We start from the raw sequence: 13,781 nt of genomic DNA, 5'->3' as shown, positions 1-13,781 counted from the left end.
GCTATTCTACCTCCTTCCGAATTTTATCAACAATATCATTCGGCTTTGCTTGCATCAATTGACGATAGCTTTGTTTACCATCAGATGGATCAAATTGGCAAACCGCAGCAAATTGACAATAATCACATGCCGTTTTGGCTTTCAATTTATAGGGGCTAATGGCGGTATCACCAGATAAGATACCATTCCCTGCCTCCTGATGTTTACGACGAACGAAATGCTGTAATTTTTTCATATCATTGACAGGAACTATGCGGGATTGTGATTCAGAAGGTGTTCCATCTTTTTTCATATAGACAGGAATGATTTTTGAATGCCCGCTACTTTCCTCCAATTGTTCGTCCATCGATAATATCGCCTCAGCGTTTTCAGACAGTAAACCTTTCATTTTATACTGCTTTAAACGATCCTCTTCTATTTCACTGTCCGTCAAATCCTTATCCAGCTTTAGCATCGGATTATGGACATGGACATATAGTACCCCTGCTGGCTCTGCCTCACCTGATAGCCAGTAAGAGCTATTTTCCATTGCCACATCTAAATACGTTAGGACCTGTAAGGATAATCCGTAATAAACCTCATTTAAATCAAGGTCACGAGCTGAGGATTTATAGTCAACAATCCGCAAATAAGAGCGGTCATCTATCGTTGCACTATCCACTCTATCAATACGTCCTCGCATAAACATTTTCTTACCACCAGTCAAATCAATCTCTAGTGGAGGTAGCTGTTCATGTTGTCCAGGACCAAATGATGCCTCAATCGCAATTGGTTTGAAGTGAGATACATTAGCATGCTGTGTCAATGCCGTCATTGTGCGCTCGACAATTCGAATAAGCTTACGCTGAATATAGCGATAACGGGCACTAGATAATAGGATTTGATGGGAAAAGACTGGTACAATTTGTTCTACTGCTTGCCGTGCTAATTGTTTAATTTGCTTTGTTGTTAAACGAATCCATGATAATTGCTGACGATGTGTTTCCTCTGTAATCCACTTTAACGCCTCATGGAATAAGTCACCCATTGCAAAGGTTTCTAGACGATACTCAGCACGTTCTTCTAGACGTAGACCGTACGTAGTGAAATGAGAAAAAGGACATCTGAAGTATTTCTCAATTCGCGACACACTGGATGTTAGCTTCTGACCATATAATTCCTGTGTAATATAGGTTTCAAGTGGTTCAGCCTCATTTTTATGGGTAATTGGATAAAGGACACGGTCGAAAATGAGTGCCCAATACGGATCTTGTTTATAAAATCTTTGTAAAGCTAGCCATTCTGGAGCTAGTTCACGGCTATGTTCAGCTTGACGTAGCTGCACCATCAGATGTGCTAATGCGGTACGTGGATGGCGTAAATATGGCAAAACATCTCCGTCTAGTAATTCAATCGGATCGATTACCACTCGTTCTATGGAAACATCACTTAATAAACCCGTCTTTTTGTCATTCCCTATTATTTTCTTAATATAAAGTGAGGATAGCAGTGCCTTGCCTTCCTCATCCGCCGTAGGGTACGTCATATACAATTTGTTAGATGGCGTTGTAATAGCGCGATAGAACAAGAAATTTTCTTGTAATAAACGATTAGTAGAGGTAGGGGCAAGCTCATAGCCAATTTGACTAAACCATTCACGCTCGCTATCTGACAACAAGCCTTCATACTCCATACGAGTTGGATAAACACCATCATTCATCCCTATAACAAAGGCAACTTTGATATTGGATAAACGGGCTAAATCAACAGTAGCCACCATTACCTCATCAAGGGTTGGCGGAATTCTTGAAAATTCTAATGTATCAAAACCTTCATCAAGAATTTTGGCTGCTTCCTCTACAGTCATCTCCTGCTCACCAAACATATAAACGAATTGATCAAGAACAGCAACCCATTCATTCCAAGCTTGTTCATGTTCACTTGCTGCTAATGCGTCACCCCGCTCTAGCTCACGATCTTTCATTGCTTGCAGTTTATCATATACCTGTAATGACTCTATTAGCTCAAATAAAGCAGTCGCCATATCTCTGCCATTCTTCGCGCTATCAAGCTTGTCTTGTAAAAGTTTTAGAGGGAGGCGAATTTCATCTCGAATGGCCTCGATTTCTGCCTGCATTGCACGCTCTTCGTCTGTTTGTACACGCGAATGGAATTCTAGACCTCGATATTTTTTATAAAACCAACGTGCCTCCTCAAACCATCGTTCACCATAGATGCCTTGTGCCAAGCAATAATTTTCTAATCGATCTGCTCGCTCACGCCAAATCGTTAGCTCCGCTTGTAAAGGGAAAAACAAATCTGTTTTCACACTACGAAAAACAGGTTCATATTTCCAGTTCGAGGTCATAACCTCCAAGGCTGAACGACTTAGCTCTATTAATGGATGATGTAACATCGTCTTTTTTGTATTTGTAAAAATAGGAATTTCATATTGTTGGAAAATACTTGTAATAAGTGGATCGTAGAGATCTGCTTGTCTATACAAAAGAACGATATCCTGATAGCGAAAACCGTCTTCCCTTGTCAGTTTTGTTATTTCCCGGGCAATTGCATGTACCTCTGCTCGACGATTTGATGCTTCAAGTACGGTTACATCTCCAGAAGTTTTTTTCGTTTGAGGCTCCAAATCAGCAAACTTTGCCTCCACATGCTGTAAATCTTCAGAATGAAATCTTTTAGTATTATAAAAATGGTATGGTAATTCAACATCAATGCCCTCTTCTTTTGCAATATCATGAAGTCGTTGATTCGTTAAAGCTGCTTCATGGAATAGAGCTTGTTCATCAAAGGCTTCATCTATATGATCAAACGGAAGTACAACGGTTACTTGCTGTGTTACCTTTAACAACTCACGAACCAGTTCTAACTCTCGCACAGTGAAAGCAGTGAATCCATCAATATAAATGGTCGCTTGCTTCATCGTTTCAGCATACTTCAATTGCTCCGTTAAAATCGGATAATAGCCCTCGCTGTCAACATATGTCGTACCCAGTCGTTCCTCTAATGCCTGCAAAACAACATGTAAATCATTAGCTTTCGCCTGCAAGGTATTGGGTGCATCGATCGCCTTCAAAGATTCCGTTACCTCTGCCAAGACTGAGCTATTGACGCTATAGCGACTAAATTCTTTTAAAAGGGTTTCAATCTCCTCCGTAAAGCCACGTTTTCCTGCTGCTTGTCGAAATAAGGAAAATTCACTTTTTTGCTCCTCTAAAAGTTTACGAATGAGCATTCGATAGCCATAGCCATTCACTTCTTTACGAGCAATACCACCTGTTTCCTGTAACACCAACCATGCTAAACGTTTAAACGTCATCACCTGTGCTCGAATCAAGCCCTGTAAACCATGCTTATTCGTCAGCTCATATTCCGTAGAATAAGACATCTGGTCAGGCACTATAATGAAAATCGGATGCCCCAACGGATCTGTCTTAAGCTGCTCAACAATTTCCTGATGAATAAATGCCGATTTCCCTGTTCCCGAACGTCCTGAAACAATACGCAATGCCATATGCTTTCCCCTCCTCATTAACTTGCTGTTTTCGGGTGACTCTTTTAATGAATTAATTATTTTGTACTTTTATTTGAGCGATTTTTTTAATGGATTGATTTCTTCTTATCAGTTTTGGAGCGGTTTCTCCATCTCATTAATCACTTCTCACTTATTTTGGAGCGGCTCCTTCACCTCATTGATCACTTCTCGCTTATTTTGGAGCGGTTTCTCTATACAATTGAGCACTTCTCACCTATTTTAGAGCGGCTACTTCATCAAATTGATCACTTCTCGCTTAACTTGGAGCGGCTTCTCCATACTATTGATCACTTCTCACCTATTTTGGAGCGGCTTCTCCATCTCATTGATCACTTCTCGCTTAATTTGGAGCGGCTTCTCCACTTCATTGATCACTTCTCTCCTATTTTGGAGCGGCTTCACTACTTCATTGATCACTTCTCACCTATTTTGGAGCGGTTTCTCCATCTCATTGATCACTTCTCGCCTATTTTAGAGCGGCTACTTCATCAAATTGATCACTTCTCGCTTAATTTGGAGCGGCTTCTCTATACTATTGAGCACTTCTCACCTATTTTGGAGCGGCTTCTCCATACTATTGATCACTTCTCGCTTAATTTAGAGCGGCTTCTCCATACTATTGATCACTTCACTCCTATTTTGGAGTGGCTTCTCCACTTCATTGAGCACTTCTCGCTTAATTTGGAGCGGCTTCTCTATACCATTGATCACTTCTCATTGATTTTGGAGCGGTTTCTCTATACAATTGAGCACTTCTCACCTATTTTGGAGCGGCTTCTCCATACTATTGATCACTTCTCGCTTAATTTAGAGCGGCTTCTCCATACTATTGATCACTTCTCACCTATTTTGGAGCAGCTACTTCATCAAATTGATCACTTCTCGCTTAATTTGGAGCGGCTTCTCTATACAATTGATCACTTCTCATTGATTTTGGAGCGGCTTCTCCATACAATTGATCACTTCTCACCTATTTTGGAGCGGCTCCTTCATAAAATTGATCACTTCTCACCTATTTTGGAGCAGTCCCCCAGCCCTCTAAAACAACATAAATCATCTATCTTAAATTCTATCGAAAAAAACTAGTAAATACTATCTATCAACCTTCATCTACCTATAAAAAGGTTACACAAAAAAGCAGCCTCTTCAGACAATGAAAGAGGCTACAGATAATTTACTTAACTGGCATGGTGGTCCTGCTTTTTCGTCAAATTTCGCGCTTGCTTTAAATCTCTTTCTACACGGGCATTCAAACGCTTCTCTATCAACTTACCGACCCACCACAAAATAACAATGGCAACAGCTGCAATTATTAATCTGACTGGGCTTGTCAAGAGCGATTTTAAATCATAGCCCAATACACTCATGCCTAAAATCATGACAAACTTTCCTGCCAGTAAAACGATTAAATAAAACTTTTTATGGATATGTGACAACCCCGCTACAATATTGACAATAACAGATGGTGTAAAAGGGAAACAGAGGAGGACAAAAAGAGGGCTGATGCCATTCATATCCACCCATTTAATAAGCTTCTGTACTTTTTTACTACCTGTTAAAAATTGTAGCCTTGGATGCTTGCCAAAATGTCGTACAAGTAAGAAAACCGCATAGGAGCCAGCTACAGAGCCTAACCAAGATAATAAAAATCCTAACCATAAGCCAAATGCACTTGCATTCGCCACAACGAATACGACTAAAGGTAGGAATGGTAAAAATGCCTCTAAAAATGGTAGCAGTAAACCAATGATTGGGCCAAATGTTCGATACTGTGCCGCAACCTGTTCAATATTTTCTACAGTAAACCATTCACTCAACTTCGACACCTCTATTTATACTGTAAAATTAAATGAAAAATTGTTAGCCCTTCTGAAGTATTGCGATATTCATGGGGCTGATGCCCTGAGAATACTAGTGTATCCCCTTCATCCAGTAATTCATGCATGTCTCCGGCAGAAATAACTGCTTGTCCTTTGATGACCATTACAGTTTCCTCTACCCCTTCTGTATGGGCTTCACTCCTACTCACTGCTCCTGGCTCCATTTCAACCTTATAAAACTCCCAGCCTCGCTCTGGATTATAGGGAATAATGGAGTAGACACGATAGCGTCCCTCATCTTCATCGACATGTGGTACATCTTTACTGCTATAACGCATGTAATGAGCAGTTGGCGGCTGTAATAATGAAGAGAACGACATACGCATACCAGCAGCGATTTTCCAAATTGTTGAAACAGTCGGATTGGCCTCACCTTTTTCAATTTGTGCAAGCTGTGCTTTACTGACGCCAGTCGCTTTGGCCACATCATCGAGACTTAAATGACGTTGCTGTCTAATTTTCTTTAATTGAAATGCTAAATTTCGACTCATTTGTTCCATTTTTACTCACCAATTTCTATTGTTTATTTTATCAGACATATGTATACTTTAATAAACATCAAGAACTATCAAACAATTCCATCAATAGTATACATGGAAATTATCAAGAAAGGATGACCTATTTATGACAAGTACAACAGAGCTTCATCATGATGATACAACAAGCTCTTCCAACGACAGTTTTTTACAAGGCGTGAAAGATTGCGTACCTACATTACTCGGTTATATTAGTATAGGACTTGCATTTGGGGTTGTAGGTTCCGCTTCAGGGTTGTCTGTCCTTGAAATTGCACTATTAACGATACTGATTTACGCAGGCTCTGCACAATTTATTTTTTGTGCACTGCTTTTAACAAGTAGTCCTGCCTCTGCTATCATTGTAACCATTTTTGTGGTGAATCTACGCCATTTATTAATGAGTTTAACATTAGCCCCTCATTTTACGCGCTACTCTATGCTTAGAAATGTTGGATTCGGTACATTATTAACGGATGAAACCTTTGGTGTAGCTGTAACAAAGCAAATGCAAACAGGTAAATTATACGGTAAATGGATGGATGGGTTAAACTTAACAGCCTACATCTTCTGGATCCTTTCTTGTGTTACGGGTGCCTTTTTAGGACAGTGGGTAGCAAATCCTGAAAAATGGGGTTTAGATTTTGCCTTAATTGCCATGTTTGTTGCACTTTTAGTTTTGCAATTGAGCAGTGTTGGCAAAAGTAAAATCATGCATTATATCAAGTTAATCGGCTATATGGCGGTTATTATGTACGGTCTTTCTTATATAGTCCCTTCCCATGTGGCTGTGCTACTGGCAACCGTGATTGTCGCAACAATTGGGGTGGTGACAGATAAATGACGACAACTTCTTATATGGTCTGGCTTATAATCGGCTGTGCACTTGTAACATGGCTACCGCGTGTCATTCCATTTATCTTTGTACGCAGTGTAACACTCCCTGATGTTGTACTCAAATGGCTTAGTTTTATTCCTGTTTGTATATTAAGTGCTCTTGTCATTGAAAATTTAATAGATACTGAAAGTGGCAAAATAGTAACGCTTGATTGGCCAGTCTTTGTTACATTTGTTCCCACTCTAATTATTGCCCTTGTCACAAAAAGTTTATCCATTACAGTAGTTGCAGGCGTAATCATTATGGCAGCAGTACGATTTTTCATGTAAAAAGGTCAGTCCCATTGCTTGGACTGACCATTCTTATTTATTCATTTTACTTGCTAACCAAAAGCCTACCGTTAATGAAAACGCGTCGATTACAAAAATAATAGGTGGGGATGTATAGCCTGCATATACAGAGGCGGCGATTAGTGCAATGGCTAATAACAATGCAACATAGCGATTATACGTAATTCTAGTGAATAATAACACCAGTATGGCTGGTATAAATAACGCTAACATCATTTTCCCAAAAACGTCCATTATACTTCCCTCGGCTCCGCAAGTAATAACCCAATACGGTAATGATCATTGCTATAAATCACATGCTGCGTTAAACGTAATTCATTGTTTCGGTCTAAAACCTCTAAACGACAATGAGCTGCATTTAATTGCAGCGCCTCATATAATTCATTTTCTGTAAAAATGGACACACCATTTACTTTGCGTATACATTCCCCTGCCAGTAAACCCATTTTCTCTGCAGGTGAATCAGGAAGAACCGCTGCGATAATAGCACCTTTCGTACTTGGCGCAACCGCATAATGATCTGTTTTGTCCTGCTGTGCAAAGTAAATAGCAATGATGATTCGGATAATTGCACCAACAGCAAGTGTGATGAAACCAATCAATGGTTCAAAATATGCAGCCAGTCCTCCTACTAAAATAAGCTGTCCTAGTAAAAAGACAGGTCGCCCAATTTTAGCATACGTTAATGCTGGTAATTCCTTTCTAGTCAGCTTTGCAAAGCCAATGACAAGAGGAAATAACACGAGTGCAAAGCTACTATGACCTATCGTAAACTGTGGCCAGTACGGGAATATAGCTGAAATAGCATCACCTGGAATGACAAAGAAAATAGGTAATACCCATACATTTCTTGAACGATAGACAATTGCCTGCATACCTCGCTTCGTTTTCTCAATGCAAGGTGTTGTAACCTTCATCGCCACACGTCGAATTAATAGTCCTTCTGCAATGACACAAAGGCCCGCAAGAATGGTAATTGTAACAATGGCGCCATCCTCTAAATTGACACCAGCTAATGAAATTTTCCACCAAGAAAAGGTCCAATTGTAGTAGGACATTCCCCATATGGCCAGTGTGGCAATGCCCATTGTCACAATAGGTGACATTGCGTTCATGACATATAAGACAAGTGCTACTATAGAAACTGCTGTTAAAATGATTAAAAATTCTTTTGGTACAGTAAGCCCTGCTCCAATACCGATAAGAGAAATAATTAGTGCATAGAGCCACCCATCTTTCCATTGTCCGATTAACTCCGTCCAGCCCCAAATAATTCGTCTATTAAAGTATTTACGCTCCTGTTTTACACGACGATAACCTAACATAATAGCAAATATTATGACTATATACAGTAATGGGTTGAGTAAAAAGCGGCCAATCGCTGTTACAATTTCTAATAAAATCTCACTAACCATACGAACACCCGCCATTTCTATCTTGAATACTATGAATTTATTGTATCAAACGACTACACGCTTGCGTAGTACAAACTCATAGAAAGCTTTAGATTATGGTATTTTTGTTCTTTCAGCCAGTTTTATTGTTCAATTGTGTGCAGTAAAAAACTAGTGGCCATTTGAAATTGCTGGTCATTTTGACGATCGGTTTTAAAGTCTTTTAACGTTTCATTTAAACTATTAAAGAAAGTTGTATCCATATAAAATTCATCTTCTGCTAGCTTTAATTTTTTCTGTTTGCGATAAAGGTTCACAGCCTCTGCGGTTGTTTCATCCAAATAGCCATCTAAACGATCTATTTGATAGCCTAGTTTCTGTAAGGCATTTTGTGAATAGGAAATCTCCTCACTCATATCACCCACTTTAAACTTACCTGTTAGTGGATGAAGTTGAAAAGCAAATAATTCATTTTGCTCAATCATTAAACTTGCTTCAATGCCCTGCCCATGAATCCATTCGCGTTTTGGTGTTAGCCATTTATTGGTTGATAATTTAAGTTCACCACCGTTGGAAAGCTCCCAAGATTCTTGTACAGTCCCTTTTCCAAAGCTTTTAACCCCAACAAGTGAAGCGCGTCCCCAGCCTTTTAAAGCACCGCTTAATACTTCACTAGCAGATGCACTACCTTGATTTTGTAACACCACAATGGGAATTTTATTCATCGTTTCTATATATTTTTCATCGAAGCCTTTTGTTTGTGTTTTTAATGGTTCCATAGCACCTTCCGCATTTTGCATATATGCAAATACTTTGCCATTGTCCAATACTGTGCTCAGTAGCGCTGCGACGCTATGTAAATAACCACCTGGATTATCCCGTACATCGATCACAATTCCTTCCACATCTTTACGAAGCAATTTACTCGTTTCTGCTACCCATTCATTGGCCGTTTTTTCACCGAATAATGAGATTACCACATAGCCAATGTCTGTATCCTCTACCTTCACAACTTCACTAGTAACCGTTTTATTAGAAATTGCTGCGCGCTCCATCGTCATCTTAATATGCTTATCTTCACTTGGACGATAGACAACAATGGTTACTTTCGTTCCCTTTTCACCTTGAATTAAATGCATTAATTCACTCATCGTTTTTCCATCTATTCGTACCCCATCAACTTGTACAATTTCATCGAGTGAACGCATGCCTGCTTTCTCTGCTGGTGATGAACGAACAGGTGACACAACGATAAACTTCCCTTTATTTTCCGTTAGTTCAATACCTATGCCTACTCGTTCCTCAGCCAACATTTGCCGATGTTGCTCAGCCTCTTCCTTGGAGTAATACGTGCTATAAGGATCTTTAATGGCATCAGCCATACCACGAAGAGCCCCCTCCACCAATGCATCCTTTTTTGTACTGTATACTGATTTTTCTTCAATAATTGTCATAGCCTCACCAATAGTATCAACCTCCGTAACAGGCTCCTTTTTATCGCCAATATTAAACCAATCAAAGTAAATACCACTCCCCACCACCAAACTACTAAGTAGGACTCCGACACCGGCTGTTAATTTGCGCAAATCTTCCCTCCTCCGTCTCTTTTACTGTATGACTCTATTTTTTCAAACATACAAAATTACCTTTCAAATTTATGAAGAGAGAATATTGCATATTACTCACGCATGTTGTTGTTGATTCGAGGGTATTCACCTTGCTTCCGCGGGTATTCATCCTTGCTCCGCGGATATTCACCTTGCTCCGCGAGTATCCATCCTTGCTCCGCGGGTATTCATCCTTGCTCCGCGGGTATTCATCCTTGCTCCGCGGGTATTCATCCTTGCTCCGCGGGTATTCACCTTGCTTCCGCGGGTATTCACCTTGCTTCCGCGGGTATTCATCCTTGCTTCCGCGGGTATTCATCCTTGCTTCCGCGGGTATTCATCCTTGCTTCCGCGGGTATTCATCCTTGCTTCCGCGGGTATTCATCCTTGCTTCCGCGGGTATTCACCTTAGCTTCATGTAAAATAAAAAAACCTGCTCGTTTCTACTATAGAAAACGAGCAGATTTTTTATGAATCAATCTAGTGCATCTACATAATCATTTAACATATCCACGTCCATTGGTCCTCTGATTGCACGTTGGATATAGCCGTTGGAATCAATAAAATAAGTGGTTGGAATCGTGATGACTTGATAATTTAAGCCAGCCTCATTGTCTGGGTCCAATAAGATGGGAAACGTGAGCTCAAAGCTATCTCTAAATGTCATCACAGTGTCCACTTTAGCATCGGCGGTCACATCACGTTCGGCATCTGTTAAATTGACCGCTATGATTTCAACGTTTTTTTCTTTAGCATATTCATCGTAGAAGCTTTGCATATGCGGCATCTCAGCCTTACAAGGTGGGCACCATGTAGCCCAGAAATTTAGTACAACTTTTTTTCCACGCAAATCACTTAATGTGATATCTTCCCCGTCTAAGCTTGTTAAAGTAAAATCAGGCGGGATATCTCCTTTTCTTAAGCCCGTCTCTAGCTCCTCCATATCCTTACCAAGAGCTGATTTTTCAATGGCACGTTCTTCGTCAATTTGTTGTTTTACATATGTACCAATCATCGCAACCACTAATAGCACAACAATCAGTAGCCCAATATTTTTTTTCATTCTTTACCTCCCACATTGATTCGTTCATGCTGAATGGTTAATCCCAAACAAAGTAGTATTACACTAACAGCCACAGCTGTTTGCCATATACCAAGTGGCTGTAAGATAGCCACTATTAAATAGCTAACTGTATAGAGGAATAAAGCTTGTTTCATCGCTGCTAATTTCCATAATATGAAGAGCGTGACTACACTTAGCACAACTAATGTTATAACTTCACTCGTTGTGTTATTGTCATTGAGTAGCACAACAAGCATTTGATAAATGGATTGCGTTAAAATAATGGCCCAGCTACAGGCTGTCATATCTTCTCCCTCAAGCTGTAGCCTATTTCTCCTTCTCCATATTTGCAAGGATGCTACGATGACGCCAAGATAAACACCAATTGTTCCGCCATTAAAATAAAACACCGTAATTGGATTGCTTACAACAGTCTTGAAATCAGTTACAAGCAAGCTCAGCTTCCAAACAATGATAAACGTAAAAATGGCATCACTATATAGCTCAGACCACTTTTTAGAAAATTGTAGGCGCAAGATAAGCCATACAATAAAAAAGGTAATGAGTAAAGCGACTGCGGTAGCTGGTAAAGTTAATGTTCGGATCGAGTACCACTCTGTATTTATCACCCCAACGAAACCTCCTCCGAAAGCATAGCATAGAACCTTTTTAAAATTAGAATATTTCACACTGTTTTAAGAAAATCTTCAGAAATAACAACAATTAAAATACCCCACTATGTATATAATCATCATAACATCAAACAGAATCTTATAATAGCAATGAAACTTTTATTGGAATATTTCGTAAAATGATAAAAAGGGGGAGGAATTATGCTTTCAAAGCGACTTATACTATGGATCGCCGCTATTTTTCTCGGCATAAGTATACTGATGCTGTATACAGAATATCGAACGAAGAATTTGCTACATGATTTTTTACCTAATAAAGATCTTGAAGAAATATTAAATAAAATGACGATATGGGAAGTGGACAATGGTACCAATAAAACCTTAGCCATTATCAATCGTGGCGATCCACGATTAGATGAAATGCGTTTAGCCTTGAACTCTTGGGAAGTAAAAAGAACCTTATTAAATAACAAACAAGCTGATGTTGTCTATCAATTGGATATTACTTATTATGACCATACATTAAAAATACTGTTCATCCAAAATGGCTTATTGGCTATTGATGGGCAAACCTATAAGCTGGTGAATGGTGAAACACTAGATAAAATATTAAAAGCTATACACTAGAAAACGCTAGTGTATAGCTTTTTATTTTTACAATGGAATATATTTCAGTGGATTAACGCTGCCGACTGCTTGTCCTTTCCAAGCACCAATATGCACTTCAAAGTGTAAGTGTGGACCAGTAGAGCGACCTGTACTACCCATCGCTGCTATTTGATCACCTTGTGATACTTCTTGTCCTACACTAACATTAAACGCACTTAAATGTGCATAAACAGTTGTATAAATTTGTCCATCGATAGAATGCGTCAGAATGACAACATTACCATACGAACTAAGTGGTGCAGCGTAAGAAACAACGCCATCTGCTGCTGCCCATATTGGTGTTCCTGTTGCATTTGCAAGGTCAACACCATAATGGAATTCAGGGCCAGCACCAAGATTTCGCCAACCATATGGTGATGTTAAGCGACCATTCGTCGGTTTAATCCAAGTCCCATTTGATTGAGGCGCATGGACTGTACCACCAGATGATCCGCCACCATTGTTGGCAGCAGCTGCTGCCGCGGCCGCCGCTGCGGCTGCTTTACGTTTCGCCTCTTGCTGACGAGCAATTTCAGCCAAACGATTTTGTTCAGCAATAATTTGATCTTGTAATTCCTGACTTACTTCCAAAGCTTCTGAGTACTCTTTTTCAAGTAATACCTTTTCTGTTTTCAGTTTTTCTTGCTCTTTTTCTAATTGGTCGACTAGTTTATTTTTTTCAGCTTTTTGGCTATCTAAAGATGCTTTTAATCGTTCAAGCTCAGCTTTTTTGTCTTCCAAGTTTTTACGTTTTTCTTCGATAATTTGCTTTTGCTCTTCTAATTTTTGTTTATCATCTTTTTGATCTTGGATAATTTGTCGATCTGCTTCCAATAATGCATTAACTGCAGAGAAACGATCAATAAAGTCTACAAAACTATTAGAGCCAAGCAATACATCCAAATAACTAACAGAGCCTCCTGCTTGAATTGCTCGTGCGCGTTCTTGTAACAATAAATCGCGCTCCTCAATTTTATGCAAAAGCTCTTCGATAGACGCTTCTAACTTTTTTATTTCCTCATTTGTTGCCCGAATATCTGCTTGTACCTTTTTAATATTACTATTGGTTTTGTCGATTTCAGCGTTCAATGCTTGAATTTGATCTAAGATTTTTTGTTGCTTTTCTTGATTAGCTGTAATGGCATTTGATTTATTGCTGATAGATGAATTTAACTGGTTCTTCTTTGTTTCAACTTGTTTCTTTTCTTCTTTTAAATCCGATAAACTTGTTGCATATGCTGATGGAGTTTGGATAAAAAGAATTAGAGCAGACGCTGCTGCAAGTGTTTTCAATGTTTTTTTCGCCTTACTTTTCACCGATT

The 13,781-nt window shown here is 39.4% G+C and carries 13 protein-coding genes; 4 read left to right on the top strand and 9 right to left on the bottom strand.

The window, feature by feature from the left end:
• Window position 1: 1 nt before the first annotated feature.
• Complete coding sequence (gene addB, locus MHB65_RS03445) at window positions 2-3,511, bottom strand: helicase-exonuclease AddAB subunit AddB (RefSeq protein WP_342442495.1); 3,510 nt, start codon at window positions 3,509-3,511, stop codon at window positions 2-4.
• A 114-nt stretch (window positions 3,512-3,625) separates the two neighbouring features.
• Here addB and MHB65_RS03440 point away from each other — a divergent pair, with 114 nt between their 5' ends.
• Window positions 3,626-4,618: a hypothetical protein gene (locus MHB65_RS03440; RefSeq protein WP_342442494.1), complete on the top strand. Its 993-nt coding sequence runs from the start codon at window positions 3,626-3,628 to the stop codon at window positions 4,616-4,618.
• A 92-nt stretch (window positions 4,619-4,710) separates the two neighbouring features.
• Here the strand turns inward: MHB65_RS03440 and MHB65_RS03435 are convergent, their stop codons facing one another.
• Window positions 4,711-5,349, bottom strand: a complete 639-nt coding sequence (locus tag MHB65_RS03435) for a TVP38/TMEM64 family protein (protein WP_081977475.1) — start codon at window positions 5,347-5,349, stop codon at window positions 4,711-4,713.
• Window positions 5,350-5,360: 11 nt separating this feature from the next.
• Window positions 5,361-5,912, bottom strand: a complete 552-nt coding sequence (locus MHB65_RS03430; protein WP_048392043.1) for an XRE family transcriptional regulator — start codon at window positions 5,910-5,912, stop codon at window positions 5,361-5,363.
• Between the two features lie 124 nt (window positions 5,913-6,036).
• Here MHB65_RS03430 and MHB65_RS03425 point away from each other — a divergent pair, with 124 nt between their 5' ends.
• Together MHB65_RS03425 and MHB65_RS03420 are read left to right on the top strand one after the other, a co-directional pair.
• Window positions 6,037-6,771 (top strand): AzlC family ABC transporter permease, encoded by a 735-nt coding sequence (locus tag MHB65_RS03425; protein WP_342442493.1) that lies wholly within the window; start codon window positions 6,037-6,039, stop codon window positions 6,769-6,771.
• Window positions 6,768-7,094, top strand: a complete 327-nt coding sequence (locus MHB65_RS03420; RefSeq protein WP_205441334.1) for an AzlD domain-containing protein — start codon at window positions 6,768-6,770, stop codon at window positions 7,092-7,094. The genes MHB65_RS03425 and MHB65_RS03420 overlap by 4 nt, the downstream gene beginning before the upstream one ends.
• A 33-nt stretch (window positions 7,095-7,127) precedes the next feature.
• Here the strand turns inward: MHB65_RS03420 and MHB65_RS03415 are convergent, their stop codons facing one another.
• From MHB65_RS03415 to MHB65_RS03395, 5 genes are all read right to left on the bottom strand, one after another.
• Window positions 7,128-7,349 (bottom strand): DUF2198 family protein, encoded by a 222-nt coding sequence (locus tag MHB65_RS03415; RefSeq protein ID WP_016991517.1) that lies wholly within the window; start codon window positions 7,347-7,349, stop codon window positions 7,128-7,130.
• Complete coding sequence (locus tag MHB65_RS03410) at window positions 7,349-8,530, bottom strand: PDZ domain-containing protein (protein ID WP_342442492.1); 1,182 nt, start codon at window positions 8,528-8,530, stop codon at window positions 7,349-7,351. The genes MHB65_RS03415 and MHB65_RS03410 overlap by 1 nt, the downstream gene beginning before the upstream one ends.
• A 122-nt stretch (window positions 8,531-8,652) precedes the next feature.
• On the bottom strand, window positions 8,653-10,095 hold the full coding sequence (locus MHB65_RS03405; protein WP_342442491.1) for a S41 family peptidase: 1,443 nt from the start codon (window positions 10,093-10,095) through the stop codon (window positions 8,653-8,655).
• Window positions 10,096-10,591: 496 nt separating this feature from the next.
• A complete protein-coding gene (locus tag MHB65_RS03400) occupies window positions 10,592-11,179 on the bottom strand; it encodes a redoxin domain-containing protein (protein ID WP_205441328.1) in 588 nt (195 codons plus the stop codon).
• Window positions 11,176-11,808, bottom strand: coding sequence for a hypothetical protein (locus MHB65_RS03395; RefSeq protein WP_342442490.1), 633 nt, complete (start codon window positions 11,806-11,808; stop codon window positions 11,176-11,178). The genes MHB65_RS03400 and MHB65_RS03395 overlap by 4 nt, the downstream gene beginning before the upstream one ends.
• Before the next feature lie 204 nt (window positions 11,809-12,012).
• Between MHB65_RS03395 and MHB65_RS03390 the strand changes: the two genes are divergently transcribed.
• Window positions 12,013-12,438 (top strand): hypothetical protein, encoded by a 426-nt coding sequence (locus tag MHB65_RS03390; protein ID WP_342442489.1) that lies wholly within the window; start codon window positions 12,013-12,015, stop codon window positions 12,436-12,438.
• 27 nt (window positions 12,439-12,465) lie between these two features.
• Here MHB65_RS03390 and MHB65_RS03385 read toward each other — a convergent pair whose 3' ends face one another.
• The gene (locus MHB65_RS03385; protein WP_342442488.1) at window positions 12,466-13,776 is read right to left on the bottom strand and encodes a peptidoglycan DD-metalloendopeptidase family protein; all 1,311 of its coding nucleotides are present in this window, start codon (window positions 13,774-13,776) and stop codon (window positions 12,466-12,468) included.
• Window positions 13,777-13,781: the final 5 nt, after the last annotated feature.

This window comes from Lysinibacillus sp. FSL K6-0075, assembly GCF_038592945.1.
Lineage (GTDB): Bacteria > Bacillota > Bacilli > Bacillales_A > Planococcaceae > Lysinibacillus > Lysinibacillus fusiformis_F.
This window is presented reverse-complemented; position numbering and strand designations above follow the sequence as displayed.